The 26946-nt window shown below is 67.1% G+C and carries 27 protein-coding genes; 10 read left to right on the top strand and 17 right to left on the bottom strand.

Annotated elements, in window-relative coordinates; all coding sequences use genetic code 11:
* Positions 1-61: 61 nt before the first annotated feature.
* From holA to BVG12_RS17575, 6 genes are all read right to left on the bottom strand, one after another.
* Positions 62-1075: a DNA polymerase III subunit delta gene (holA, locus tag BVG12_RS17550; RefSeq protein WP_075793519.1), complete on the bottom strand. Its 1014-nt coding sequence runs from the start codon at positions 1073-1075 to the stop codon at positions 62-64.
* A 23-nt stretch (positions 1076-1098) separates the two neighbouring features.
* Positions 1099-1620, bottom strand: a complete 522-nt coding sequence (locus tag BVG12_RS17555) for an LPS-assembly lipoprotein LptE (protein WP_075793520.1) — start codon at positions 1618-1620, stop codon at positions 1099-1101.
* 3 nt (positions 1621-1623) lie between these two features.
* On the bottom strand, positions 1624-4269 hold the full coding sequence (leuS, locus tag BVG12_RS17560) for a leucine--tRNA ligase (protein ID WP_075793521.1): 2646 nt from the start codon (positions 4267-4269) through the stop codon (positions 1624-1626).
* Positions 4270-4484: 215 nt separating this feature from the next.
* A complete protein-coding gene (locus BVG12_RS17565; protein ID WP_075793522.1) occupies positions 4485-4811 on the bottom strand; it encodes a barstar family protein in 327 nt (108 codons plus the stop codon).
* 140 nt (positions 4812-4951) lie between these two features.
* Positions 4952-5761, bottom strand: a complete 810-nt coding sequence (dapB, locus tag BVG12_RS17570; RefSeq protein ID WP_075793523.1) for a 4-hydroxy-tetrahydrodipicolinate reductase — start codon at positions 5759-5761, stop codon at positions 4952-4954.
* Between the two features lies 1 nt (position 5762).
* Complete coding sequence (locus BVG12_RS17575; RefSeq protein ID WP_075793524.1) at positions 5763-6383, bottom strand: outer membrane protein assembly factor BamE; 621 nt, start codon at positions 6381-6383, stop codon at positions 5763-5765.
* A gap of 82 nt (positions 6384-6465) precedes the next feature.
* On the opposite strand from BVG12_RS17575, the gene fur reads away from it, so the two are divergent.
* Positions 6466-6894 carry a ferric iron uptake transcriptional regulator gene (gene fur, locus BVG12_RS17580; RefSeq protein ID WP_075793525.1) on the top strand — a complete coding sequence of 143 codons (429 nt, stop codon included), beginning with the start codon at positions 6466-6468 and terminating at the stop codon, positions 6892-6894.
* Positions 6895-6907: 13 nt separating this feature from the next.
* On the opposite strand, the gene hrcA is transcribed toward fur, so the two are convergent.
* A complete protein-coding gene (gene hrcA / locus BVG12_RS17585; protein WP_075793526.1) occupies positions 6908-7921 on the bottom strand; it encodes a heat-inducible transcriptional repressor HrcA in 1014 nt (337 codons plus the stop codon).
* A gap of 59 nt (positions 7922-7980) precedes the next feature.
* Positions 7981-8703 (bottom strand): HAD family hydrolase, encoded by a 723-nt coding sequence (locus BVG12_RS17590; protein WP_075793527.1) that lies wholly within the window; start codon positions 8701-8703, stop codon positions 7981-7983.
* 227 nt (positions 8704-8930) lie between these two features.
* On the opposite strand from BVG12_RS17590, the gene BVG12_RS17595 reads away from it, so the two are divergent.
* Positions 8931-9524, top strand: coding sequence for a hypothetical protein (locus BVG12_RS17595; RefSeq protein WP_075793528.1), 594 nt, complete (start codon positions 8931-8933; stop codon positions 9522-9524).
* A 16-nt stretch (positions 9525-9540) separates the two neighbouring features.
* Positions 9541-10269, top strand: a complete 729-nt coding sequence (locus BVG12_RS17600; RefSeq protein ID WP_075793529.1) for a hypothetical protein — start codon at positions 9541-9543, stop codon at positions 10267-10269.
* Between the two features lie 166 nt (positions 10270-10435).
* On the opposite strand, the gene BVG12_RS17605 is transcribed toward BVG12_RS17600, so the two are convergent.
* Positions 10436-10630, bottom strand: a complete 195-nt coding sequence (locus BVG12_RS17605) for a hypothetical protein (RefSeq protein WP_075793530.1) — start codon at positions 10628-10630, stop codon at positions 10436-10438.
* 244 nt (positions 10631-10874) lie between these two features.
* On the opposite strand from BVG12_RS17605, the gene BVG12_RS17610 reads away from it, so the two are divergent.
* Positions 10875-11648, top strand: a complete 774-nt coding sequence (locus tag BVG12_RS17610; RefSeq protein ID WP_075793531.1) for a DUF6851 domain-containing protein — start codon at positions 10875-10877, stop codon at positions 11646-11648.
* 4 nt (positions 11649-11652) lie between these two features.
* Here the strand turns inward: BVG12_RS17610 and BVG12_RS17615 are convergent, their stop codons facing one another.
* Positions 11653-12459, bottom strand: a complete 807-nt coding sequence (locus BVG12_RS17615) for a hypothetical protein (protein ID WP_075793532.1) — start codon at positions 12457-12459, stop codon at positions 11653-11655.
* Between the two features lie 95 nt (positions 12460-12554).
* Positions 12555-13838, bottom strand: a complete 1284-nt coding sequence (locus BVG12_RS17620; protein WP_156895665.1) for a S8 family serine peptidase — start codon at positions 13836-13838, stop codon at positions 12555-12557.
* A 92-nt stretch (positions 13839-13930) separates the two neighbouring features.
* Between BVG12_RS17620 and BVG12_RS17625 the strand changes: the two genes are divergently transcribed.
* Both BVG12_RS17625 and BVG12_RS17630 read left to right on the top strand, forming a co-directional pair.
* Positions 13931-14419 carry an RNA polymerase sigma factor gene (locus BVG12_RS17625; RefSeq protein WP_075793533.1) on the top strand — a complete coding sequence of 163 codons (489 nt, stop codon included), beginning with the start codon at positions 13931-13933 and terminating at the stop codon, positions 14417-14419.
* The gene (locus BVG12_RS17630) at positions 14416-15129 is read left to right on the top strand and encodes an anti-sigma factor (protein ID WP_075793534.1); all 714 of its coding nucleotides are present in this window, start codon (positions 14416-14418) and stop codon (positions 15127-15129) included. The genes BVG12_RS17625 and BVG12_RS17630 overlap by 4 nt, the downstream gene beginning before the upstream one ends.
* Positions 15130-15144: 15 nt before the next feature.
* Here the strand turns inward: BVG12_RS17630 and rsmA are convergent, their stop codons facing one another.
* The 4 genes from rsmA to BVG12_RS17650 are packed head-to-tail and all read right to left on the bottom strand — an operon-like array spanning position 15145 to position 20711.
* A complete protein-coding gene (gene rsmA / locus BVG12_RS17635; protein WP_075793535.1) occupies positions 15145-15924 on the bottom strand; it encodes a 16S rRNA (adenine(1518)-N(6)/adenine(1519)-N(6))-dimethyltransferase RsmA in 780 nt (259 codons plus the stop codon).
* Between the two features lie 13 nt (positions 15925-15937).
* On the bottom strand, positions 15938-16978 hold the full coding sequence (pdxA, locus tag BVG12_RS17640; protein ID WP_075793536.1) for a 4-hydroxythreonine-4-phosphate dehydrogenase PdxA: 1041 nt from the start codon (positions 16976-16978) through the stop codon (positions 15938-15940).
* Positions 16979-18388 carry a peptidylprolyl isomerase gene (locus BVG12_RS17645; protein ID WP_075793537.1) on the bottom strand — a complete coding sequence of 470 codons (1410 nt, stop codon included), beginning with the start codon at positions 18386-18388 and terminating at the stop codon, positions 16979-16981.
* A 46-nt stretch (positions 18389-18434) separates the two neighbouring features.
* Entirely contained in the window at positions 18435-20711 is a 2277-nt protein-coding gene (locus BVG12_RS17650) for an LPS-assembly protein LptD (RefSeq protein WP_075793538.1), read from the bottom strand.
* 95 nt (positions 20712-20806) lie between these two features.
* Here BVG12_RS17650 and BVG12_RS17655 point away from each other — a divergent pair, with 95 nt between their 5' ends.
* Genes BVG12_RS17655 through BVG12_RS17670 form a run of 4 tightly spaced genes read left to right on the top strand, consistent with a single transcriptional unit; the run spans position 20807 to position 25097 of the window.
* Positions 20807-21865: an aminoglycoside phosphotransferase family protein gene (locus tag BVG12_RS17655; RefSeq protein WP_075793539.1), complete on the top strand. Its 1059-nt coding sequence runs from the start codon at positions 20807-20809 to the stop codon at positions 21863-21865.
* A 10-nt stretch (positions 21866-21875) separates the two neighbouring features.
* On the top strand, positions 21876-22598 hold the full coding sequence (murU, locus tag BVG12_RS17660; RefSeq protein ID WP_075793540.1) for an N-acetylmuramate alpha-1-phosphate uridylyltransferase MurU: 723 nt from the start codon (positions 21876-21878) through the stop codon (positions 22596-22598).
* A complete protein-coding gene (pepP, locus tag BVG12_RS17665) occupies positions 22598-23932 on the top strand; it encodes a Xaa-Pro aminopeptidase (protein WP_075793541.1) in 1335 nt (444 codons plus the stop codon). The genes murU and pepP overlap by 1 nt, the downstream gene beginning before the upstream one ends.
* Positions 23925-25097, top strand: coding sequence for an FAD-dependent monooxygenase (locus BVG12_RS17670; RefSeq protein WP_075793542.1), 1173 nt, complete (start codon positions 23925-23927; stop codon positions 25095-25097). Before pepP ends, BVG12_RS17670 begins: the two co-directional genes overlap by 8 nt.
* 36 nt (positions 25098-25133) lie before the next feature.
* Here BVG12_RS17670 and BVG12_RS17675 read toward each other — a convergent pair whose 3' ends face one another.
* Positions 25134-26591, bottom strand: a complete 1458-nt coding sequence (locus BVG12_RS17675) for an NAD(P)(+) transhydrogenase (Re/Si-specific) subunit beta (protein ID WP_075793543.1) — start codon at positions 26589-26591, stop codon at positions 25134-25136.
* Positions 26588-26938, bottom strand: a complete 351-nt coding sequence (locus BVG12_RS17680; RefSeq protein WP_075793544.1) for an NAD(P) transhydrogenase subunit alpha part 2 — start codon at positions 26936-26938, stop codon at positions 26588-26590. Before BVG12_RS17680 ends, BVG12_RS17675 begins: the two co-directional genes overlap by 4 nt.
* Positions 26939-26946: the final 8 nt, after the last annotated feature.

Consider the following 26946-nt stretch of genomic DNA (forward strand, 5'->3'; position numbering starts at 1 on the left):
TCATGTGCCGCATGGCGGGCACGGGGTGCCCACCCTACGGCGATTCCGCATTCCCCGGTTGTCACGAGGCGACCCTGAGCGCGAGCTGCAGCATCGCGTCCCACGCATCGCCCGCGAACTGCTTCGCGCGCAGGCCCTTGACCATCTTGTCGACCTGCGCCGCCTGCTGCAGCGCCGCTTCCAGGGTCGGCAGGGAAATGCGCCGCAGCGCCGGTTCCATCATGCGCTCGCGCGGGCCCCAGATGCGGTATTCCTTCAGCAGCGCGCCGAGCGGGCGTCCCTGCGCCATCCCTGCCTTCAATTTTAGCAGCGTGCGGATTTCTTCGGAGACGGCCCACAATACCAGCGGCAGCGCCTCGCCCTCGCCTTTCAAGCCGTCCAGCATGCGCACGAGGCGCGCCGGGTCGCCGGCCAGCATCGCTTCCGACAGCTTGAAGACGTCGTAGCGCGCCACGTTCAGCACCGCATCGATCACCTGGTCGTAGGTCAGCTTGCCCGGCTCGTACAGCAAGGCCAGTTTCTGGATCTCCTGGTGCGCCGCGAGCAGGTTGCCCTCGACGCGGTCGGCGATGAAGTCCAGGCTCTGGCGGTCCGCGCTCTGGTTCTGGCTTGCCAAGCGCATGCCGATCCAGCCCGGCAGCTGCGCGCGTTCCACGTTCGGGATCTCGACGTAGACCGCCGCCTGCTGCAGGGCCGCCACCCACGACGCCTTGGCCGTCTGCCAGTCCAGCTTCGGCAGCGTGATCAAGGTGAGGTTGTCGGGGTTCAGGTCTTTCGCATAGTTCTGCAGGGCCGCGCTGCCGTCCTTGCCCGGCTTGCCGCCGGGGATGCGCAACTCGATCAGCTTCTTGTCGCCGAACAGCGACATGGCCTGGTTGGCGGCCAGCAGCTCGCCCCATTTGAAGTTGCGCTCGACCGTGAGCACGTCGCGCTCGGAATACCCTTGTGCGCGCGCCGCGCGGCGGATCTTGTCCGCCGCTTCCAGCGCCAGCAGGTGCTCGTCGCTGGTGATCACGTACAGGGGCGCGAGCCCCTTGGCGAGGTGGCCGTCGAGCGCCTCAGGCCGCAACTGCATGGTCTTCCTTTTTCGCTTATTTGTTAAGTGGCCGGCTTCATCGCGGCAAGACGGCGGATGATCTGCTGGACCAGGTCCGCCTGCATGTCGCGGTACAGCAGCGCTTCTTCCGATTCCTTGGCCAGCACCTGGGTCTCGTCGAACGCCATGTTCCGGCGCAGCGATATCTGGGTGGGCGGCACCAGCTCCGCGCCCTTGGCGTCGCGCACGGCGAACGACAGCGTGTACGTCAGCAGGTATTCGCGCACGCGGCCCAGGCTGTTCAGCGACAGGATGGACTTGTTGCGCGTCTCGCCCAGCAGCACGAACTGCGCCTCGGCATCCGTCGCCTTGTCGGCGATGACCAGCTGGCCGGTCGCGCGCAGGTTGCGCTTGAGTTCCGTGCCCAGCGCGGACGTGTCCGGGAAGCCGAGATAAATGCTGTTGAACGGCATCGTGTAGCTGCCGTTCGAACCGCGCAGCTGAAAGCCGCAGCCTGCCAGGCTGGTTGCCACCAGCAGGGCCGCAGCGGCACGCACCACCAACTTCCTGGTATGGGCGCGCATCGTTTACACCACGATGTTGATCAATTTGCCGGGGACGACGATGATCTTCTTCGGCGTACCTTCGATGAACTTCTGCGCGGACTCCGACGCCAGCGCGGCAGCCTCGATGGCGGCCTTGTCGGCATCCTTCGGCACCTTCACGGAACCGCGCAGCTTGCCGTTCACCTGGATCATCAGCTCGACCTCGGCCTGCTCCAGCGCGGCCGGATCCACTTCCGGCCAGGCGACGTCGAGGATGTCGCCGTACTTGCCGGCATAGCCCAGCTCCTGCCACAGCGCGTGCGTGATGTGCGGTGCGACCGGGTTCAGCATGCGCAGGAAGATCGACAGGCCTTCCGTGATCACGGCGTCGCTTGCCGCGCCTTCCGCCAGCTTGGCCGACTCCAGGGTATTGAGCATCTTCATGCAGGCCGAGACGACCGTGTTGTACTGGATGCGCTTGAAGTCGTAGTCGGCCTGCTGCAGCACCTTGTGCACTTCGCGGCGCAACGTCTTCTGCGCGTCGTCCAACGTGCCTTGCTGCTGCGCGGCCAGCGCGGCGGCGACGCGCTCGCGCTGGGCATACCCGAACGCCCAGACGCGGCGCAGGAAGCGGCTCGCGCCTTCCACGCCCGACTCCGACCATTCCAGCGTCTGCTCCGGCGGCGCGGCGAACATCGTGAACAGGCGGGCGGTGTCGGCGCCGTACTGCCCGATCTGCGCCTGCGGGTCGATGCCGTTGTTCTTCGACTTCGACATCTTTTCGGTGCCGCCGATGACGACCGGCTGGCCGTCTTCCTTCAGCACCGCCGATTGCGGACGGCCGCGCTCGTCGAACGTCAGGCTGACGTCCGCCGGGTTGTACCACGTCTTCTTGCCGCTAGCGTCTTCGCGGTAGTAGGTCTCGTTCAGCACCATGCCCTGCGTGAGCAGGTTGACGAACGGCTCGTCGAATTTCACGAGGCCGAAGTCGCGCATGACCTTCGTCCAGAAGCGCGCGTACAGCAGGTGCAGCACGGCGTGCTCGATGCCGCCGATGTACTGGTCCATCGGCATCCAGTAATCGTTGCGGGCCGGGTCGACCATCGCATCGTCCGAACCCGGCGACGTATAGCGCATGTAGTACCAGGACGAGTCGATGAACGTGTCCATCGTGTCCGTCTCGCGGCGCGCGGGCGCGCCGCAGCTCGGGCAGTCGACCTTCAGGAACGCTTCGTGTTTCTTCAGCGGGTTGCCGGAGCCGTCCGGGACGCAGTCTTCCGGCAGCACGACCGGCAGGTCCTTTTCGGGAACCGGCACCGTGCCGCACTTTTCGCAGTGGATCATCGGGATCGGCGTGCCCCAGTAGCGCTGGCGCGAGATGCCCCAGTCGCGCAGGCGGAACGTGACCTTCTTGTCGCCCAGGCCCAGGTTCGCGAGGTCGCCCGCGACGGCGTTGACGGCCGACGTGTAATCGAGGCCGTCGTACTTGCCCGAGTTGACGACGACGCCGCGTTCCTTGTCGCCGTACCACTCCTGCCAGCCGTCCAGCGAGAACGTCTCGCCTTCCACGGCCACCACCTGCTTGATCGGCAGGTCGTATTTTTTGGCGAACGCGAAGTCGCGCTCGTCGTGGCCCGGCACGCCCATCACGGCGCCGTCGCCGTACGTGATCAGGACGTAATTGCCGACCCAGACCGGCACCTGCTCGCCGGAGATCGGGTGCGTCACGAACAGGCCGGTCGGCATGCCCTTCTTTTCCATCGTCGCCATGTCGGCTTCGATGACGGAACCCTGCTTGCACTCGGCGATGAACGCCTGCAGTTCCGGATTGTCCTTGGCCGCGTGCTGCGCCAGCGCGTGTTCCGGCGCGACGGCGCAGAAGGTCACGCCCATGATCGTGTCGGCGCGCGTCGTGAAGACGTACATCTTGCCGTCGTTGATGAGCTCACCCTGCTCGTCCATGATCACGTGCGGGAAGGCGAAGCGCACGCCGGTCGACTTGCCGATCCAGTTGGCCTGCATGATGCGCACGCGCTCCGGCCAGCCCGGCAGCTTGTTGTCGACGTGGTCCAGCAGTTCGTCGGCGTAGTCCGTGATGCGCACGTAGTACATCGGGATCTCGCGCTTTTCCACGGTCGCGCCCGAGCGCCAACCCTTGCCGTCGATGACCTGCTCGTTGGCGAGCACGGTCTGGTCGACCGGGTCCCAGTTCACGGTGCCGGTCTTCTGGTAGATGATGCCCTTCTCGAGCATCTTGAGGAACATCCACTGGTTCCACTTGTAGTAGTCCGGCTTGCAAGCGGTCATTTCGCGCGACCAGTCGATCGCGAGACCCATCGACTCCATCTGGGCGCGCATGTGGGCGATGTTCGAATAGGTCCACTGGGCCGGCGGCACGTTGTTGGCCATCGCCGCGTTCTCGGCGGGCATGCCGAAGGCGTCCCAGCCCATCGGCATCAGCACGTTGTAGCCGTTCATCCGCAGATAGCGGTACATCACGTCATTGATCGTATAGTTGCGCACGTGACCCATGTGCAGCTTGCCCGACGGGTAGGGCAGCATCGAGCAGGCGTAATACTTGCCTTTCGGGAAACGCGGGTCATTCTCGACGGCTTTATACGCGTCGATCGATTTCCAGTAGGCCTGCGCGGCCTGTTCGACTTCGGCTGGACTATATTTATCTTGCATGATGTTCTGCGGACTGAAAGAGGTGAGCAGAACATTATACCGGCTCATTCGTCAACCGGCCCTGCTGGCGCGGCCGGGGACGTTTGCGATATGCGTAGGTGGACGGCTCTGCCGTCCACGCGGTGATACGCACCGTCAAATATGCCGCGTCCGTGCCGGCGGATGTTGAACGCGTGGACGGCAAGCCGTCCACGCGACCCGCGCCGCGGGTGCATTTAACGGAGCTCGAGTTCCAGGGCCGGCTTCTCGCCGTAGTCCTCGTAGCGCTCGTTGATGCCGATGATGCAAAAGGCCATCTCTTCCAGCACGTCCGGCGCCCGTTCGCGCAGGGCTTCCGAGTGCGTCACGACGATGTGCAGCACCTCGTCCTTCTTGAGCCGGACGCTGCTCATGCCGTCCTCGTCGCGCAGATAGCTCAGGCAATCGACCCAGGAATCCATGGTGTGCGCATACGAATCGGGAAAGCCGAACGCACGCTGGCTCTCGACGTGAAAGCTTTCCGCGTCGGTGATCGCGGCGCCGTTGAGCTCGACGGTGGCCATGAGAGTCTCCAGTTAAGCGTCGTTCCCGCGCAGGCGGGAACGACGGTACTTATTCAGTGCGCGGGAATGAAAAACCCGCCGTCCCGGCCAGTATGCCAGCACATCGCCGGCAAAGCCGTCCAGTTCGGCGGGCGTGTGCGTCAGCCCTTGAGGCCCAGCACGTCCTGCATGTCGTAGAGGCCGGTCGCCTTGTCAGCCAGGAAACGCGCGGCGCGCAGCGAGCCCTGGGCGTAGCTGACGCGGCTGCTCGATTTGTGGCTGATCTCGATGCGCTCGCCGATGCCCGCGAACAGCACCGTGTGGTCGCCCACGATGTCGCCGCCGCGCACGGTGGCAAAGCCGATCGTCGACGGGTCGCGCTCGCCCGTCACGCCTTCGCGGCCATAGACGGCGCATGCCTTCAAGTCGCGGCCGAGGGCGTCGGCGATCACTTCGCCCATTTTGAGCGCCGTGCCGGACGGCGCGTCGACCTTGTGGCGGTGGTGGGCTTCGATGATCTCGATGTCATAGCCCTCGGCGAAGTTCTTGGCCGCCAGTTCGAGCAGCTTCATCGTGACGTTCACGCCGATGCTCATGTTCGGGGCGAACATGATCGCGGTCTTCTCGGCGGCGGCGCGGATGGCGGCCTTGCCGGCGTCATCGAAACCGGTGGTGCCGATGATCATCTTGATGCCGTGCGCGGCGCAGTATTCCAGGTGGCGCAGCGTGCCTTCCGGGCGCGTGAAGTCGATCAGGAAGTCGGCGTCCGCCAGGCCCTTGTCCAGGTCGGACTGGATCACGACACCGGTCAGCTGGCCGGAAAACGCGCCGGCGTCCGAATTGATGAACGGGTTGCCTTCGCGGTCGAGGGCGCCGGTCAGCTTGGCGTCCGGCGCGGCGGCGATGGTTTCGATCAGCATGCGGCCCATGCGGCCGCTGGCGCCGGCAACGGCGATTTTCAGTTGCGTCATGTTATTCCCCCCGTCCGCCGCCTTTGGCCGCCTCGTCGCGCTTGCGCTTGAGTTCGTCCAACGATTCCTGTTCGGACTTGGTTTCGTATTTCGAGATGCCGATCAGGCGATTGATGTATTCGCGCTCCGTCGGCAGGTTGCCGCCGTCGAAGTGGTCGACCTTGTCATCCTTGAAATAGACGGTGACGCGGCTGGTGGTCAGCTCGCCGTTGCCGCGCGCGAGGTAGAACGGATAATCCCAGCGGTCCTTGTGGAAGGCGTCCTGCAGCAGCGGCGTGCCGAGGATGAATTTCACTTGATCGCGGGTCTGGCCGACCTTCAGCTGGTTCAGCATTTCCTGCGACACGAAATTGCCCTGCTGGATGTCCGGGCGGTATGGCGAGAAGATCCAGAGGAATTTCTGCAGCTTGGTGACGGTCGTCGTCTGCGCGCCCGAATTCGCGATTGCCGCGGACTTGCCGGCATCGGCGGCGACCGCGTCGGGGGCGGTGCTCACCGGCGCGGCCGGCTGGGTCTGGTTGCGCCAGGCGGCGCAGCCGGACAGCGCCAACGTCATGCAGGCGAGGCCGGCCACGAGCGCTGCCCGGGCGTGGGAACGATGTAAAACGACGTTAATGCGCATATCTGACCTTAAAAATCGATGAGGCGGGAGCTATCAAAACGCTATATCATAAAGCACTCCGCCCATATCCGAGTAACAAAACATGAGCCACAATCCAACCGACCTGAAAGCCAGCGGCCTGAAAGCAACCTTGCCTCGGCTAAAAATCCTGGAAATTTTCCAGAACAGCGCGGTGCGGCACCTGACGGCGGAAGACGTCTACAAGACCCTGCTGAACGAAAACATGGACGTGGGCCTGGCGACCGTCTACCGGGTGCTGACCCAGTTCGAACAAGCCGGCCTGTTGAACCGCAATCACTTTGAAACCGGCAAGGCAATCTACGAGCTGAACGCCGGCTCGCACCACGACCACCTCGTCTGCCTGGACTGCGGCCACGTGGAAGAGTTCTACGACGACGAAATCGAAAGCCGCCAACAGAAGATCGCCGCCGAACGCGGCTTCAAGATCGCCGAGCACGCCCTCGCCATCTACGGCCACTGCCAGAAGACCGACTGCCCGCACCGGCATTGAGGCCGCGGCGGAATCAGGAGTGGCTCAGCGCGTTCGACAGCAGCTTGGCCGTGATGTCGACGATCGGAATCACGCGCTCGTAGGCCATGCGCGTGGGGCCGATGACGCCGAGGGTGCCGACGATCTTGCCGTTCACCTCGTACGGCGCGGTGACGACGCTCATCTCGTCCATCGGCACCAGCTTCGATTCGCCGCCGATGAAGATCTGCACGCCGCCGGCCTTGCTGGACACGTCGAGCAGCTGCATGAGGCCCGTCTTCTGCTCGAACATCTCGAACATCTGGCGTAGCGAGCTCATGTTGGACGACAGGTCGGCCACCGAGAGCAGGTTGCGCTCGCCGGCGATGACCATATCGTCCGTCTCGGCCAGCGCCTCGCTGCCCGCTTCCACCGCGGCCTGCATCAGGCGTCCCATATCGTCGCGCAACTGCTGCAGCTCGCCCGTCAGGTTCCTGCGCACCTCGTCGAACGACAGGCCGGCGAAATGCTGGTTCAGGTAATTGGCCGATTGCGTCAGCTGCGCCGGCGTGTAGTCGACGTCGGTCAGCAGCAGGCGGTTCTGCACGTCGCCGCGCGGGTCGACGATGACGAGCAGGATGCGCTTTTCCGACAGGCGCAGGAATTCGATCTGCTGGAACGCCGATTCGCGCCGCGGGCTCTGCACGACGCCGGCGAACTGCGACAGCGACGACAGCATCTGGGCCGCGTTGGCGATCACCTTCTGCGGCTGGTGCGCGGGCAGGCGCATGCTGGCCTCGACGGCGTTCTCGTCGATCTGCTGCACGGTGAGCAGCGTGTCGACGAACAGGCGGTAGCCGCGCGGCGTGGGAATGCGGCCGGCCGACGTGTGCGGACTGGCGACGTACCCCATTTCCTCGAGATCGGCCATGATGTTGCGGATCGTGGCCGGCGACAGGTCGAGCCCGGAAATCTTCGACAGCGCGCGCGAGCCGACCGGCTGGCCGTCGGCGATGTAGCGCTCGACCAGGGCTTTCAGCAGGGTTTGTGCACGGTTATCGAGTTGCATGGCCTAACCAGGGTTCCGTTTCATTTCTGTCATTATGCACGTTCGGTCAAAGCTTGTGCTTAACCGCGCTCTTGCTCGTGTTCGCGCCTGAGCCAATCGATCAGCTCGTCGAAGTCGCGCACGATCGCATCCGGCACCACCTCGTGCTCCAGGTGCTTGGTCGAGCCCGTGCGGTTCATCCACACGGCGCGCAGGCCGGCACGCTGGGCGCCCTGCACGTCGAGCAGCACGTCGTCGCCGACATAGACCGCATCCTCGGGCGCCACGCCCAATTCCTTGCAGGCGGCCAGGAAGATGGCCGCGTCCGGCTTGGCCACGCCGAACTGGGGCGCCGCCACCGACACCTTGAAATGGTGCGACAGGCCGATCGTCCGCAGGTCGGCATTGCCGTTCGAAATCGAGCCGACCAGCACGCGGCTCTTCAGCTTCAACAAGCCCGGCAGGACGTCGTCGTAGGGGACCACGGCATTGCGCGCGGCGAAAAACTGCGCCATCGCATGCTCGACCTTGGCGGCATCCTCGCCCGCCGCCTGGAACGCGTCGACCAGGCCGGCGCGGCGCAGCTTGCCGAGGTCGAGGTGGAATTCCGGCTTGCGCGCCAGCAGTTCCAGGCGCGCCTGGCGCAGGGTGTCGATGGTGAAGCGCTCGGCCACGCGCGGCGCGTGCTCGCGCAGCCACGCGAACAGCGTCTCTTCCGCCTGCAGGATGACGGGGGCGATCGGCCACAACGTGTCGTCGAGGTCGAACAGGATGGCTTTGGGCCAGGCACGGCGGGTGTTCATGCTGGGATGCGGCTTCGGAAACGAAGCTTGGACAGTGGAAAGGAGCGGTCCAAGCATAACGAGGGCCGCGCCGAAAAGCAATGCCGTGTCCGACTCGGGCGCATGGTTACACCGTGATACAAAGGCAAATAGGGCCGATGGTTGGCAAATGCACTAAAATGATGGGTATTTTTCTATTCAGCCGTACCGGCGCCGCCCGCGCGCCATCATTCCATTGTGGAGATTTTATGAAGAGCTCGATCCTGCGTGCCGGCGTTGTAGCGCTGGCATGCGCGCTGGGCCTGTCCGCCTGCGGCGGCGGGAGCGGCGACCTGTACCTGTCCGGCGCGGTCAGCAATGTCACCAAGGACGGTCTGGTGCTGACGAATAATGGCGGTAACGACACGGCCGTCGTGTCGCCCTATACCTCGTTCCAGTTCAGCAACCGCGTCTCGACCGACGACCAGTTCAATATCGAGGTCAAGAGCATTCCGTCGAACACCAGCGAATGCCACGCCATCAACGGCAAGGCGCGCGCCAACTATTACACGATCGCCCAGATCCGCGTGACCTGCACGATCAAGACGCACGCCCTGACCGTCAGCGTCAAGAACCTGACCGGCAACGGCCTCGTGGTCGTCAACGGCGCGGATCGTCATGACGTCCCGGCGGGCACGGCCACGGTGCAGATGGCCCCGGTGTACGAAGACGGCGCATACGGCGTCACCGTCCTGACCCAGCCGACCGGCCAGACCTGCGCCGTCAGCGGCGGCAGCAGCGGCAACGGCTCGGGCATCATGGGCGCGACCGAAACCACCACCGTCACCGTCACCTGCTCTTAACTCCGGAGAGACTCACATGAAGTTTTCCCTCGCGCGTCCGGCCCTCGCCCTCGCGATCATGGCGACGCTGGCCTCCTGCGGCGGCGGCGGCAAGGCCACGTTCCCGATCAACGTCACGGTCAGCAATGTGCGGTACCCGGGCCTCGTCCTGACCACGAACGGCCAGGACCTGACCGTCAACCCGCCGTCCGCCACCAGTGCGACGGACGCCACCGTCCCGGACGTCGTGCTCGCGTTCCCGAACCAGATCGAGTACGGCCAGACGTATGAAGTGATCCCGAAAGGCGCGACCGTCAGCAACCACGTTCCCTCGGGCGGCGCGCAGCCGAAACACCAGACCTGCGCGCCCGTCACCTTCCCGGCGTACGGCACGGCCGGCCAGCTGGCCAAGATCGACGTGCGCTATGCCTGTGCCATCAATACGTATGCGCTCACCGGCGCCGTCAAGGGCCTGACCGGCACCGGCCTCGTCCTCGCCAACGGCAGCACGACCGGCACCATCGCCGTCAGCCCCGCCCTGGACGCCAACAAGGCCCCGACCGGCGCGGACGTTCCGCTGACGATGAACCCGGTTCCCTACGGCAATACCTACGGCGTGACCGTCCTGACCCAGCCCACCAACCCCAGCCAGACCTGCACCGTCACCGGCGGCGCCAACGGTACGGGCGGCGGCACGATGGACGACGCGGCGGAAGCGGCCAAGGGCGTGAGCAACCTGGTCGTGACTTGCGTGACCAATAAGTGAGATATGGAAATTTCGTATATCGAATATGCGAAACAAAAATTGGACTGATATGCTGTAGCGCAGCATAATTGCACCTGTCTCCTCCAACTCTCCTCAGAAAAGAATTGGATTTAAGCCCGCCTCAACAGCGGGCTTTTTTTTTGCCCGCGGCGCTCGGGCGGACGGATCAGATGGCGGCTTTCTCGACGGCGGTCAGGCGCTTCGCGGTCACTTTGACGACGGCCATCTGCTGGCCTTCGATCGTCACCTGGGCGTCGTAGCGCGCATGTTTGGCGCTGCTCGCGGCGTGCGCGGCGCTCGTCACGCCCACGAGGACGGCGGCTGCGAGGAAGATGGCTTCCATGTGTTTGAGGACGTTCATTTCGCTTCTCCTTAGGGTTCGTTTCGGTTTGTCGGGAGCCGTGATCGGCTTGGTATGGTGTCACTGTAGGCGTGCAGCGCCTTCCCTTCCACCGGCGTGCGACGAAACGCACAAAACGCGGGATAAAGCGGCCAAAAACGGGATGGTGCGTTGCGACATGGGCAGCGGCGCATGAGCATGCTCAACAGCCGGGCCGGATTCGCTGGCGATACTTCTCTGCGCACAAGCGGAGGTGGGGGCGAATATGGGACGGCGGAACTTCCTGGAACTGGATGCGGACGGGGCAACCGGGCCCCTGGCGACGCGGCCGGCCGGCACGGTGTCGGGTTGGAACGGGCTGGCGCTGCGGATCACGGACACGGCGCGGGCGCTGCATACGCTCGCGCGCCTGCACACGTGCATCTACAACGCCTGGGCCGCCTACGACGGTGACGCGCGCCAGACGGTGCAGGGCGTGGCCGTGCGCCTGCCCCGCGCCGAGCGCGACGCCGCCAGCAAGACGGCCGCGATGAGCCATGCGGCCCGCGGCATCCTTGCCGGCCTGTTCCCGGAGACGCTCGCCGACGTCGACGCCCGCATGGCGAGCCTGGGCCTCGATCCGGCCGCCGCGGCTGGCCAATTCAGCCCGGCGGGCATCGGCCGCACGCAGGCGGCGGCGATGCTCGGGGCCCGCCACCGCGAGCAGCCGTTCGCGCTGATGCCGGCCGAGGCCCGCCAGCCCGTCACCGCCGGGCAGCAGGCGATCGCCGCGCACTGGTTCGCCCAGGCCCGGCACATCTCGGTACGGGACGGCCACGACGACGACCGCGACGTGCTGCTGTACTTCGTGCTCGCCAATGCGCTGGCGGACGCCGCCAGCGCGGCCGGGGATGACGCGGCCTGCGCCGCGGCCGCCGCCGAAGCGCTGCGGCGCCTCACGGGCGGCGTCCGGCTGGATGCGCCGGCGTCGGAGGCGGGAAGAAGAGTCGGCGCGCGCGTGTTCGACAAGGCGCGCCGTTATTGGCAGGGGAAGCTGTAGCCGCTTACGGACGGGTGGCCGTGCCGGACGCGCTGCCCGACGCCGAACCGCTCGCGCTGCCGCTGACCGTCACGCCGCCGTTCACGGCCGACGCGCCATCGTGCGCCGCACCGATCGCACCGCGCCCACTGCCGGCGGCCTCGCTGCGGGCGACCGCCGCGCCATCGTGCGCCGAACCGATTGCGCCGCGCGCACTGCCGGCCGCCTCGCTGCCGGCGACCGCCGCGCGGTCGCGCGCCGAACCGATTGCGCCGCGCGCACTGCCGGCCGCCTCATTGCCGGCGACCGCCGCGCGATCATGCGCCTGGCCTGCCGCGCCGCGGGCCGCGCCGCCGACCATACCCGCCGCGGCGCTGCCGTCCATGCTGGCCGAGCCCGATCCGTCGGCATAGGCCGACGCGCCCCCGCTGCCGCCTTCGGCCGAGACCGAACGCTGCGCGCTGGCCGCGCCGGTGGCGTTGCCCGCGAGGCTGCCCGCGCCGGCCAGCAGGCCCGGCCGTTGTGCGGGGGCGGCGGGCTGGGCCGGTGCGGAGGCGGCGGGATTCGGGGCTTGCCGCTCCGCAGTGCGGCCGGCGCCGGACGCGGCATCGGCCGCGCCGTCGCGCACGAGGCGTCCTTCGCCGCGCAGGCCGCCCATCGTATCCATGCGGCTGATGCCGCCCATGCCGCCCATGCCGCCGCCGATCATGCCGCCGACGGACCCGCCCAGCGAGCCGCCCATCCGGCCGCCGAGCAGTTGCGCGTGGGCCTGGTGAGCCATGCCGATTGTCAGGATGAGGGCGATGTGGCGGGCGATCTGTTTGGTGTTCATGTCTGTTCTCCTTGGGATGGGGCGGCACATTGCGCCGCCGATACAAGGAAAACGGACCAGCTCGCCGTTTTCTTCCATTCCTTCAAAAATTTTTTTCAACGCAGGTCCGACGGGTCCGTGCGCAAGCCGGCGCCGACGATGCCATAACCGGTCTCGTCGTTCGCGACGGCCTGGCCGCCGCCGGCCTCGCGCGCCAGCGCGTCCACGGCGCGTGCGGCCGCGGCGCGGTCCGGCCGGGGCAGCCGCTGCGCCAGCAACGCCGCGACGATGGGCGCCGCGAACGAGGTCCCGCGCACCTGGCGGTACGGCGGCGTGCCCGGCGCGGCGCTGACCATCTGGCTGCCGGGCGCGGCGAATTTCACCTGCGGACCGCGCGCCGCTTCCGGCAGCGGCCGGCCGCGCCGGTCGACGCCCGTCACGCCGACGACGCCGGGATAACTGGCCGGATACAACGGCGGCGCGGCCGGTCCGTCGTTGCCGACGGCGGCCACCAGCAGGTGTCCGCGCGCCTGCATCGCCGCGACGGCACGCGCCAGCAGCGCGTTCGACGGGCCGACGAGGCTGATGTTCACGACGCCGACCTGCTGCTCGTCCAGCCAGCCCAGCGCGGCCGCGATGCGGTCGGCGGCGCCGCCCACCGGGCTGCCGCAATACACGTCCGCCGCGTACAAGCTGGCCCCCGGCGCCGCGCCGCGCAGGTGGTCGGAGCGCCCGATCATCAGCGCCGCCACGGCCGTGCCGTGCGGCGCCGGAACCGCCTGGCCGTCGCACCCCCAGCGCGAGATGGCGGCGTCCTCGAAGACCGGGTGCGCGCCATCGACGCCGCTGTCGACGAGGCCGATGCGCACGGCCGCCTTGCCCCCGGCCGGCACGCCATCCGCCGCGCCGCTGCCCGTGTACACATGATTGAAATCGTAGCTGCCGTCGGGGTCCAAGGCGCGCAGGCGCTCGACCAGGGCCGCCGTCGTTGCCCCGGCCGGCAGCCGCAGCACCACCATGCGCTCGCCCAGCCCCGGCAGCGCCTCGTCGCGCACGACGGTGGCGCCAGCAATCTGCGCCGCCCGCAACGCCGCCTCCGATGGCGACCAGGCCAGCACCTCGCCCCGCAGCGCCGGTTCGCCGCGCGGATCGGCCTCGAGCTGGTCCGGATGGTCGCGCAGCAATCGTTTGACGGTGTCGAGGCGCAGGCTGCCGAGGTCCGGCAGCGGCGCCCGGTCGAGCAGCTGGTCGACGGGCCGGCGCAAACCGTCCAGCCCCAGCGGACCGACGCGCCCCGGCAGCGGCAAGGACGGCAAGCCCAGCTGCGCATGGGCGGACGCCGTCCCGCACACGAGCGCCACGGCGACGAGGCCACGCCTATTTACGAAAGGGAATTTCATGTGCGGATCATATATGATTGGCCGGAATATCCAGTTAACGAACGACGGCGGGAAGAAAATCCCCTTCCCCATCGTTTACCCATACAGAGACTATGCTTGCCGACGAGATTGCCGCCCTGCTGCCCCGCATGCGCCGCTTTGCGCGGGCGCTGACCTACCATCGCGAAGACGCGGACGACCTGGTCCAGATCGCGATGGAGCGTGCGCTCGGCCGCAGCGAACAATGGGAACCGGGGACGCGGCTCGACAGCTGGCTCTTCCGGATCATCAAGAACGCGTGGATCGACGAGGTGCGCAGCCGGACCCGGCGCGCCGAGCTGTTCGCGCCGGAGGAGGAAGGCGAACACGTGGGCGACGACACCGCGCAGGCGCACCAGCAGCGGCTCGCGATCCAGAAGGCGATCAGCCTGCTGTCCGAGGAGCACCGGCTGGTCGTCGGCCTCGTGCTCGTGGACGGGTTGCCGTACAAGGAAGCGGCGGACGTGCTGGAGATCCCGGTCGGGACCCTCACCAGCCGCCTGGCCCGCGCCCGGGAGGCCCTGCAGCAGCTGCTTTCCGATCAGACACGAAGGACACCATGACATTTTCCGATGACACCCTGATGGCCTATGCCGACGGCGAGCTCGATCCCGCCGAACGCGCCGCCGTCGAACAGGCGATGCGCACCGATCCCGCCATCGCCGCCGCCGTGGCGCGCCACCGCGCCCTGCGCGCGGACGTCGCCGCCGCGTTTGCCGGCATCCTCGACGAACCCGTGCCCGCGCGCCTGCAGCCGGCGCCGCCGGCGCCCGTGCTGTCGCTCGATGCGGCGCGCACCGCGCGGGCCGAGCGCCGCAGATGGTCGTGGCCGGAATGGGGCGCGCTGGCGGCCACGCTCGTCGTCGGCGTCCTGGTCGGCAAAACGGTCGCCGGCGGCGGCGCGCCCGCCATTGCGGGCAACGGCAGCCAGGTGGTGGCGCAAGGGGAACTGGCGTCCGCGCTCGACCGCCAGGTCGGCGGCAAGGCGGATGGCGCGGTAAAGGTCGGCGTCAGCTTCGCCGCCCGCGACGGCGCGTACTGCCGCGGCTTCGTCATGGGGTCGTCGGCCGGCCTCGCGTGCCGTGAGGGCGGACAGTGGAAGATTCCCGTGCTGGCCGAGTCGGCGCCGGAAGCGGCGGGCGGTTACCGCCAGGCCGGCAGTGCGTTGCCGGCGGCCGTGCTGGAGGCGATCGACGAGCGCATCGCGGGCAAGCCGCTGGACGCGGCGGCAGAAGAGGCGGCGCGGGCACGCGGCTGGAAGAACGGCCGGTGATGAGCGGCAGGTGGATCAGGCTTGGGGTTTCAGGATGTTGGCCAGCGCCACGTACTGTTCCAGCCCCACGGCTTCCGGACGCGCGCCCGGATCGATGCCGGCATCGACCAGCTGCTGTTCGGTGAACATGCCCGCCACGCAGTTGCGGATCACCTTGCGGCGCTGCGAGAACGCCTTTTGCACGACGGCTTCCAACGTGGCCGCGTCGGCCGGCAGCTGGCGCTTCGTGGGCACCATGCGCACGATGGCGGAATCGACTTGCGGCGGCGGATCGAACGCCGTCGGCGGCACGATGAACAGCAGCGCCATGTCATAGCGCCACTGCAGCATCACGGACAGGCGGCCGTAGGCCTTCGTGCCCGGCTCCGCCACCATGCGCTCCACGACCTCTTTCTGCAGCATGAAGTGCTGGTCTTCGATGAGGTGGGCGTAGTCGGCCAGGTGGAACAGCAGCGGGCTGGAGATGTTGTACGGCAGGTTGCCCACCACGCGCAGCTTCTTCCCTTCCGGGACGGGGATGGAGCCGAAGTCGAACTTCAGCGCGTCGCCCGAGTGGATGGTCAACCGCTCGCGCGGATAGGCTTTTTCCAGGCGCGCGACGAGGTCGCGGTCGAGCTCCACCACGTGCATGTGGTCGAGCTCCTTGAGCAGCAGCGCCGTCATCGCGGCCAGGCCGGGGCCGATTTCGACCATGGTGTCGCCGCGGCGCGGATCGATGCCTTCGATGATGTTGTGGAGGACGTGGTCGTCGGTCAGGAAGTTCTGGCCGAAGCGCTTGCGGGCTACGTGTTTCATTTGTCGTATGCGGTTATTGCTGCTGCGCGCGCACCATGGCGATAGCGACGCGGATCGCCTCCTCCATGCTGCCGCAATCGGCCTCGCCGAGGCCTTTGGCCGCCAGGTCGAGGGCCGTGCCATGGTCGACCGAGGTGCGGGTCAAAGGCAGGCCGAGCGTGATGTTGACGCCGCGCCCAAAAGTAGCGTACTTGAGCACGGGCAGGCCCTGGTCGTGGTACATGGCCAGCACGGCGTCGGCGTCCTGCAGGTATTTATGTTGGAACAGCGTGTCGGCCGGATACGGGCCGCGCGCGTCGATGCCGCGGCTGCGCGCATCGTCCAGCACGGGCGTGATGACGTCGATCTCTTCGCGGCCGAGGTAGCCGTTCTCGCCCGCGTGCGGGTTCAGGCCCGTCACCAGGATGCGCGGCGACGCGATGCCGAATTTCTTCACGAGGTCCGCATGCAGGATGTCCAGCACCTGCGTGAGGCTGTCGCGCGTGATGGCGCTCGATACATCCTTGAGCGGCAAGTGGGTCGTGGCCAGCGCCACGCGCAGGTACGGTTGATCCGCCCCCGGCGAGCCGGCCAGCATCATGACGACTTTCGGCGTGCCCGTCTTTTCGGCCAGGTATTCCGTGTGGCCGGAAAACGCGACGCCGGCATCGTTGATGGTGCTCTTCTGCAGAGGTGCCGTGACGATGGCGTCCCACCAGCCGGCCCGCGTGCCTTCGATCGCGAGATCGAGCGTGGCCAGCACGGCGCGGCCGTTGGCGGCGTCCAGCTTACCCGGCACGACGTGCGCATCGAGCGGCACGTCGACGACGGGAATCGTATCCGGACCAAAATGCGGCAGGCCGCTGTGGCGCAGCGCCAGCGTGGAGAGCGCGGACAGGCGGATCGCCGGGTCGATCAGGCCCGCCGTCAGCGAAAGAAAGGCGGCATCGCCCACGAGCACGCACCTAGCCTCGCCGCGCAGCGCCCAGGCCGCGCGGATCGAGATCTCGGGACCGATGCCGGCCGGCTCGCCGACCGTGATCGCGAGATTGGGGCGTGCGCCTGTCCGGGACATTTATTTGTCCTCGCGGAACTCGACGTAGGCGCGGTCGCGGACCTGGCGGCTCCAGTCTTCCAGCGCTTCCTGGCGCTTGCGGTCGGTGAGGACCTGGCGTGCGGCCGAGCGTTCCTTTTCCTTCGACACGTCTTCCGTCTTGCGCTCGACGACCTCGATCAGGTGCAGGCCGAACGGCGTCTTGATGACGTCCGACACCTGGCCCGGCTTGAGGGCGTTCATCGGGTTCTCGAATTCCGGCAGCGCGTCGCCCGGGTACAGCCAGCCCAGGTCGCCGCCCTTCGAGGCCGAGCCGTCGTTCGAATACTGGCGCGCCATGTCTTCGAACGTCGCCTGCTTGCTCTCGATCTTCTGCTTGATTTCCTGGAGCTTCTTGCGGGCGTCGTCCTCGCTCTGCGTCGGCGTGATCTTGAGCAGGATGTGGCGCGCGTGGGTCTGCTGCACGACGGCCTGGTCGGCCTTCTGCGCATCGGCGAGCTTGCGCTGGTCGATCAGCTTGAGGATGTGGAAGCCGACGTTGGTGCGGATGACCGGCGTGACCTGGCCCGGCTTCAGCTTGTGCAGCTCGCTCGCGAAGATCGGGGGCAGGCGGTCCGGGTCGCGCCAGCCGACCGAGCCGCCTTTCAGCGCGTCCGGCGAATCGGAATACGTGGCGGCCATCTTGGCGAAGTCGGCGCCGGTGCGCAACTGGCGCGCGACTTCGTCGGCGCGGGCTTTACGGGCGGCGATCTGTTCGGGCGACGCGTTTTCCGGGATGCGCACGAGGATCTGGGCGATGTCCATCTCGACGCGGTCGGCGGCGGCGGCCTTCTCGGCCGCCATGTACGTGTCGATCTCGGCCTCGGTGACCTGGATCTTGCTGTCGACTTCGTGCTCGATCAGGCGCTGCATCATGATCTCGTTGCGGATCTGCTCGCGGAACTGGGAGAACGGCAGGCCGTCCTTCTCCATCGCGTTGCGCATCTCCTGCACGCTCATCTTCTGGTTCTCGGCGATGCGGCCGATGGCGCGGTCGAGCGTCGTGTCGTCGACGCGCACGCCCATTTCCTTGGCCAGCTGGAGCTGGGCGCGTTCGGTGATCATGGCTTCGACGACCTGGCGGCGCAGGTCTTCCTCGGCCGGCATCTGGGCGCCTTGCGCTTTCAGGCGCTGGGTGATCTCGGCCATGCGCTGCTCGACTTCGCGCTTCGTGATGACTTCGTCGTTGACGATCACGTACACGGAATCGATCACGTGGGCGTTGCTGGTCGCGGGCGGCAGGAAGCCGGTGCCCGGTTTGGTGGACGGCGCGGCGGCAGGTGCGGCCGGCTTGGCCTGGGCCAGGACATCGCCCGTGGCGAGGGCGCACAGCAGCACCGCCGCCAGCTTGAGCTGGTGCGGACGGAGCGGGGACAGACGGGTAGTACGCATATTCAGGAAAGCACTCATTTCAGGTATCTGGTTGTCCATGGCCCGGTCAGGGGCGGCCGACGTTGGTGTTCAGCCGGGTATAGCCGGGGATGCTCTTGTTGAAAGTCTCCAGCGGGTTGCCGAAGCCCAGCCGCGACAGGCCGTTGAGCTCGAGCTGGAAGAAGATCGGCGTCGAGGTGGTCTGCGCGGCCGTCACGAAACGCTGTGCGCCCATGCGGAACACCCAGCAATCCGCCTTGTACTCGAGCCCCACGAGGCTCTCGAGCAGTTTGCGGTCGCGCACCGAGTAGCTGACCCGGGTCACGCCATACCAGCGGTGCGACAGCGGCCACTGGCCCGAGACGTCGACGTTGCGGAAGCCGTTGGCGATGCCGAAGGTGTCGCGCTGGAAGCGGTATTCCAGGTTCAACACCTTCATCGGGGCCGGCTGCCATTGCACCCCGACGTTCGAGCTGTACAGGCTGCGCGCCTGTGCATCGTATTGTACGCCGCTGTCGAAACTCCACGACTCCGAAATGCGCCCCGACGCCGCCACCAGAGCGTCCGAGCGGGTCTGGTTGCTTTGCTCGTTCGAGTTCAGGCGCACGCGCGGGTCGGTGAAATAGTAGCGGCTGCCGACCGCGAGGCGCAGGCGCTCGGCGCCGTTCGCCTCGATGAAGCGCGAGACGATCGCCGCCGTCAGCTGGTTCGCATCCGACACCTTGTCGGCGCCGACGAAGCGGTTTTCCGTGAACAGCTGGGCGTAATTGAAACCGGCGACGCCCGTATCGAAATTGGGGATGTCGGCCTGATTCTTGTACGGCGTGCGCACGTAGAACAGGCGCGGCTCCAGGGTCTGCGTGCCGTCCGGTCCGAACAGCGACGACTTGCGCTCGAAGACGAGGCCGGAATCCAGCGAGAACGTGGGCAGCACGCGCGAGATCTTGTCGTCCGTGTTGACGTTGTGCGTGAGGTCGTACTGCGTCGCGTGCAGCATGACCTTGGGCGTGATGAACCAGCCCGGATGCACCCACGGATAGCTCACCTGCGCCACCATATTGGCGCGGTTGCCCTGCACCTGGTTGTCGTCCGGATGCGAGAAGCGCGTGGCTTCCGCGTCCACCGACCAGTCGAAGCCGCCCAGCACGTCGTAGCGGCCCGCGTGGAAGTTCAGGGTCGGCAGGCGGTTGTACGGCGTGGCCACGGTCAGCGCCGGATTGAGCACGGCGCCCGGGTCCTGCAGGACCTGGTAGCTCTGCACGCGCGCCGTCAGGTTCCAGTACTGGCCGTAGTAATCGGTGCGCAGTTCGCGCAGCAGCTGGCGCTCGGCACTGGCGGCGACGGTGCGCGAGAAGTCGGACGGGTACTCGTTGTCCGACGCCGCGTGCGCGTTCCAGCCGAACGTCCAGTTGGGCGCCAGGAACTGGTTGTGCAGCGTGTCGACCCACCAGCGGTTGCGGTGCGCCAGGCGGTCGCCCGCCAGGTATTCCACGTGCGTCTCGCCGTGGTAAGGCCCGCGGTCGGTCTCGCCCAGGTAGCGGCCCGTCGCGCCCAGCTGCAGGCCGCGCGCGAAGATGTAGCGCGGGAACAGCGTCAGGTCGCGGTTCGGCGCGATGTTGAAATAATACGGCACCATCAACTCGGCCGACCCCTTGGAGCCGAAGCCGATCGTGGGCGGCAGCCAGCCGGAACGGCGCGCGCCGGACAGCGAGAACGACAGTGCCGGTGTGCCGATGATGGGCACGTCCTTGAAATAAATGATCGTCTTGCCGGCCGTGCCGACGTCGCGGCCCTGGTCCAGGCGCAGCGTGCTGGATTTCAGGTACCAGTCCGGATCGGGGCCTTCGCACGTGCTGTACGTGCCGTCGACGACGACGGCCTGGTCCTCGCCGAGGAAGTTGATGCGCTGGGCCTTGCCCTGCGCATTGTTCGCCGCCAGGCGGTAGGCCGGATGCAGCACCCAGCCTTTGCCCGTTTCCAGGTTCAGCTGCAGGGCGTCGCCCTTATAGCGGTCGCCGAAGCGCCACATCGTGATATTGCCTTCGGCCGTGACCTCGTCCTCGACGCGGCGGTAGCAGGCCGTGTCGGCGGTGACGCCGGTGGCGCCGCGCGTGATCTCGACGTTGCGGACCATGTTCAGGATGCGGTCCGGGCGGCCGGAAAACTCCTCGGCGCGCATCGTGATCGGCAGATCGCGCTCGTCCGGACGGGCCGGCGCAGGCATGGGTGCAGCCGCCGGCTGCGCCGCCGTCTGTGCATACAACGGCCCCGCGGCCATGGCCACGAGGGCGGACAGGGCTGCGGTTCGCCGCGGCGGGAATGGTAGGGCCGTCATCCAGCTCATGAAAGATCGGGTTGCACCATAGAGGGCGATTTTTTGGATTGAATCCCTTATTATATGGGAATTCCTATCACCAACCCGTTTCACCGGGACGCTTCATGTCTTCTCAGTCTCAACACGTTCCCTCCACTCCCGACAAGGATGCCCGCCTGGCACGGCTGATCGAATGGCTGAGCTCGCTCGACCTGGTCGACGTCGGCAGCCTGCGCCCGGCGTCGTCCGATGCGAGTTTCCGCCGCTACTTCCGCCTCGATGTTGTGCCGGCGCTACGCGACAAGCTGGGCGAGTCCCTCGTCGCCATGGACGCCCCGCCGGAGCGCGAAAACGTCCCGGCATTCATCCACGTCGACGGCCTGCTGCGCGACGCCGGCGTCACCGTGCCCGCCATCGTGGCCCGCGACGTGGACGCCGGTTTCCTGCTGCTGTCCGACCTCGGCACGACGATGTACCTGCAGCGCCTGTCCGTCGACAACGCGCCGTTCATGTACTCGGACGCGATCGACGCCCTGATCAAATTCCAGCTGGCGAGCCAGGCCGGCGTGCTGCCGGAATTCGACCGCGCCTTCGTGCTGCGCGAGCTGAACCTGTTCCCCGAATGGTTCATCGAGCGCCACCTGGGCGTGCAGATGAACGACATCCAGCGCGCCCAGCTGGACAAAGTGTTCGAGGCGATCACGGCCAACGTGTTGGCGCAACAGCAAGTCTACATGCACCGCGATTTCCATTCCCGCAACCTGATGTTCCTCGACCAGGGCAACCCGGGCGTGCTGGATTTCCAGGACGCGGTCTACGGCCCCGTCACCTACGACCTGGCCTCGCTGCTGCGCGACGCCTACATCCAGTGGGACGAGGAATTCGTGCTGGACTGGGTCGTGCGTTACTGGCAAAGCGCGAAGCAGGTCGGCCTGCCTGTCAACCCGGACATCGACGCCTTTTATCGCGACTTCGAATACATGGCCCTGCAGCGCCACTTGAAAATCCTCGGCATCTTCTGCCGCCTGAACTACCGCGACGGCAAGTCCACCTATATGGGCGACCTGTCCACGGTGATGGACTACGTGCGCAAGACCGCCAACCGCTACACCGAACTCAAGCCCCTGCTGCGCCTGCTCGACGCGTTCGAGGACAAGGCGCCGCAAGTCGGCTACACCTTCTGAAGACCATCCGATGAAAGCCATGATCTTCGCCGCGGGCCGCGGCGAGCGGATGCGTCCGCTGACCGATACCTGCCCCAAGCCCCTGCTCAAGGTGCGCGGCCGCCCCCTCATCACCTGGCACGTGCTGAACCTCGTGCGCGCCGGCCTCAAGGACATCGTCATCAACCACTCCCACCTCGGCCACATGATCGAGGAAGAGCTGGGCGACGGCAGCCGCTACGGCGCGCGCATCGTCTACTCGCACGAACCGGCGCCGCTGGAAACGGCGGGTGGCATCGCCAACGCCCTGCACCTGCTCGGCGACGAGCCGTTCCTGGCCGTCTCGGGCGACATCTATGCGCCCTACTTCGACTTCGAACAGGTACTGGACGTGCTCAAGGACGTCGACGCCGTCGGCCAGCCGATCCCGCCCGAGAAGCGCGACATCGCCTGGCTGTACCTGACGCCGAACCCGTGGCACAACCCGGACGGCGACTTCGGCGTGACGATGTACACGCTGTCCAACGACGGCAATCCGAAGTGGAATTTTTCGAACATCGGCGTCTATCGTCCCGAGATGTTCGACGGGATCAAGGCCGGGGAAGTTTCGCGGCTCGGCCCACTGATGCGCAAGTTCATTGACCAGGGTCGCATCGGCGGCGAGATCTACGACGGTCCCTGGGTCAACGTCGGCACCGTGCGCCAGCTGGAAGAACTCAACGCGCCGCCGGGCTCCGTGAAGGCGGGCGCCTGATGGATTACGCGGCACGACGCGCGCGCCTGGCCGCGCAGATGCAGCCCGGCAGCGTGGCCGTGCTGCCCACCGCCCCGGCCGTCCTGCGCAACGGCGACAGCGACTACCCCTACCGCCACGACAGCGCGTTTTACTATCTGACCGGCTTCACGGAACCGGAAAGCGTATTGGTACTCGTCGCCGCAACGGGCGACAAGCCGGCGCGCTCCATCCTGTTCTGCCGCGAGAAAAACATCGAGCGCGAGATCTGGGACGGCTACCGCCATGGCCCCGAAGCGGCGCGCACCACGTTCGGCTTCGACGACGCCTACCCGATCGCCGAACTGGATACGCACATGGCGCGCCTCCTCGCCAACGCACCGGCGCTGTACTACGCGCTGGCATCGAACGCCGCGCTCGACGCGCAGGTGACGGGCTGGATCAAGGCCGTGCGCGCGCAAGCCCGCACCGGCACCACCGCGCCCGACACCTTCGTGAACCTGCTGCCGCTGCTGGACGAGATGCGCCTCGTGAAGGACGCCGACGAGCAGGCGCTGATGCTGCGCGCCGGCGAGATCTCGGGCCGCGCCCACGGGCGCGCGATGCGTGCGGCGCGCCCAGGCATGTTCGAGTACGAGCTGGAAGCGGAGCTGCTGTACGCCTTCCGCAAAAGCGGCGCCCAGTTCCCCGCCTACACGCCGATCGTGGCCTCGGGCCCGAACGCCTGCATCCTGCACTACAACGTCAACGACCGGAACATGGAAGACGGCGACCTGGTGCTGATCGACGCCGGCTGCGAACTGGATGGCTACGCGTCCGACATCACCCGCACGTTCCCGGTGAGCGGCCGCTTCACGGACGCCCAGCGCACGCTGTACGAACTGGTGCTGGCCGCGCAGGACGCCGCGTTGGCCGCCATCGCGCCGGGCCGGCCGTACAGCGCCTTCCACGAAGCGGCGCTGCGCGTGCTCGTGCAGGGCATGCTCGACCTGGGCCTCGTCGACAAGTCGAAATACGCCAGCGTCGACGACGCCATCGCCGACAAGGCCCACGTCCCGTTCTACATGCACGGCACGGGCCACTGGCTCGGCATGGATGTGCACGACGTGGGCGGGTACCGCGACGTCACGCAGGCCGAGAAGCCATCGCGGCCGCTGGCCGAAGGCATGGTCGTCACGGTGGAACCGGGCATCTACGTGCGTCCGGCCGACGGCGTGCCGGAACGCTTCTGGCACATCGGCATCCGCATCGAGGACGACGTCGTCGTGACAAAGGACGGCTATCGCCTGCTGACGGCGTCCGCGCCGAAGACGGTGGCCGAGATCGAAGCGATCGTGGGGACGGCGCATGGCTGAACAGGCGCTGCACGTGGACGTGGCGATCTGCGGCGCCGGCCCGGTCGGCCTCGCGCTGGCCGCGCTGATGGCGCGCCGCGGCGTCGAGCCGGGGCGCATCGCGCTCGTCGATGCGAAGGCGCTGGGCCAGGCGATCTCGGACCCGCGCTCGATCGCGCTGTCGTGGGGCAGCCGCATGCTGCTGGAGGATGTCGGCGCGTGGCCCGCCGTGCAATCCGCGGCCACGGCCATCCACCAGATCCACGTCTCGCGCCGCGGCCATCTGGGCCGCAGCGTGATGGACCGCGCGGAACACCAACTCGACGCGCTGGGCTATGTGGCGCGCTACGGCGACGTCGTCGACGCGTTGTCGCGCGCCTGCGAGCGCGTGGGCGTGCAGGTGCTGCGTCCCGCGCGCGTGGCCGCGCTGCATGAAGACCGCGACGGCGTCGTGCTCGAACTGGACGACGAGCGCACGCTGCATGCGAAGGTCGCCGTGCAGGCAGAAGGCGGCGTGTTCGGCGCACAGGCCGAGCGGCCGCAGCGGCGCGACTACGTGCAGACGGCCGTCATCGCGCGCGTCACGGCGAGCCAGCCGATTCCGCACCGCGCCTTCGAACGTTTTACGGACGAAGGCCCGCTGGCGCTGCTGCCGCAGGACGGTGCCGACGGCCACCAATATGCCTTGGTCTGGTGCGTGCATCCGGAGCGCGCGCAGCAGCTGCTGGACCTGGGCGAGCCCGAATTCCTGCGCCGGCTGGGCGAGGCGTTCGGCGAACGCCTCGGCACATTCACGCACGCCTCCACGCGGGCGGCGTTTCCCCTCGGGCTGAATGCGGACCCCAGGTTCTCGGCGCGCACGGTCGCCATCGGGAATGCGGCGCAGACCTTGCATCCGGTCGCGGGCCAGGGTTTGAATCTCGGCCTGCGCGACGCGGCCGTGCTGGCGCGCCTGCTGGCACGCGGGATCGATCAGGACGGCGGCACCGCGGACGCGCTGGCGCGCTTTGCGGAAGAACGTGCGCGCGACCGCGGCGCCATCATCCGCACGACGGATGCGATGGCGCGCGTGTTCGCGAATACGGGGCCGCTGCAGGCGGTGCTCGGGCTGGCGCTGGCGGCGCTGGATACCGTGAAACCAGCAAGGATGCTGCTTGCCGAACTGATGATGTTCGGGCGGCGTTGAACGCGTGGACGGCTGTGCCGTCCACGCGTTCAACCATCATTCGACTGCCTTGACCATCGCCTCGATCACCTTCTTCGCATCGCCGAACACCATCATCGTGTTCGGCTGATAGAAGAGATCGTTGTCCAGCCCCGCATACCCCGACGCCATCGAGCGCTTGTTGACGATGATGCTCTTGGCTTTATAGGCCTCGAGAATCGGCATCCCCGCGATCGGCGATTTCGGGTCCTTGGCCGCCGGGTTCACGACGTCGTTCGCGCCCAGCACGAGCACGACGTCCGTCTGGCCGAACTCGCCGTTGATGTCTTCCATCTCCGCCACCTGGTCGTACGGCACCTCGGCTTCCGCCAGCAGCACGTTCATGTGGCCCGGCATGCGGCCCGCCACCGGGTGGATCGCGTAGCGCACCTGCACGCCGTGCGCCGTGAGCTTGTCGACCAGTTCCTTCACCGTGTGCTGGGCGCGCGCCACCGCGAGGCCGTAGCCCGGCACGATGATCACGGATTCCGCGTTCTGCAGGATGAACGCCGCGTCTTCCGGCGAGCCCGATTTCACCGGACGCTGTTCCTTCGCGCCGCCCGCGTCGCTGGATGCCCCCTCGCCGCCGAAGCCGCCCAGGATCACGTTGAAGAACGAGCGGTTCATCGCCTTGCACATGATGTACGACAGGATCGCGCCGCTTGATCCGACAAGCGAGCCCGCGATGATCAGCATCGAGTTGTTCAGCGAGAAGCCGATGCCGGCCGCCGCCCAGCCCGAGTACGAGTTCAGCATCGACACGACGACGGGCATGTCCGCGCCGCCGATCGGGATGATGATGAGCACCCCGAGCACGAACGACAGCACGGCCATCACGATGTACGGCGTCCACGCGGGCGCGCTGCCTGCCGAGAAGCAGAACACGAGGCCGAGCGCGATGATGGCGATGGCCACCAGCAGGTTGATCATGTGCTGGCCCGGATAGCGCACGGGCGCGCCCTGGAACAGCCGGAATTTATATTTGCCGGCCAGCTTGCCGAACGCGATCACGGAACCGGAGAACGTCACCGCGCCGACGAACGTGCCGATGAACAGTTCCAGGCGGTTGCCGAACGGGAGTCCTTCGCCGCGCGCGGCGATATTGAAGGCCCACGGCTCGGACACGGCCGCGATGGCGATGCACACGGCCGCGAGGCCGATGAGCGAGTGCATCGCGGCGACCAGTTCCGGCATCTTGGTCATCTCGACGCGCTTCGCGGCCACGGCACCGATCGCGCCGCCGACGACGACGCCGAGCAGCACGAGGCCAAAACCCATGCCGCCCGTCTGCATCTGCTCCTTCAGCTTGAACATCAGGGCGATGGTGGTGATGACGGCGATGCCCATGCCCGTCATGCCGAACGCGTTGCCCATGCGCGCGGACGCGGGCGACGACAAGCCTTTCAAGGCCTGGATGAAGCATACGGACGCCACGAGGTACAGGAGCGTCACGACGTTCATGCTGATCATGTTCATGCGGCCTCCTTCGCGACGCCGACGGCATCCTTGGCGACCGGCGCGGATTTCGCCGCTTTCGGTTCCTTCTTCTTGAACATCTCCAGCATGCGCTGGGTGACGAGGAAGCCGCCGAACACGTTCACGGCCGCCAGCGCCACCGCGACGGTGCCGGCGATTCTCCCGGTCAGGCCTTCCGTCAGGCCGGCCGCCAGCATGGCGCCGACGATGATGATGGCCGAGACGGCGTTCGTCACCGCCATCAGCGGCGTGTGCAGCGCGGGCGTGACGGTCCACACGACGTGGTAGCCGACATAGATCGCCAGCACGAAGATGATCAGGTTGATGATGGTATGGCTGATTTCCATGACGCGTC

The organism is Massilia putida (assembly GCF_001941825.1).
Taxonomy (GTDB): Bacteria; Pseudomonadota; Gammaproteobacteria; order Burkholderiales; family Burkholderiaceae_D; genus Telluria; species Telluria putida.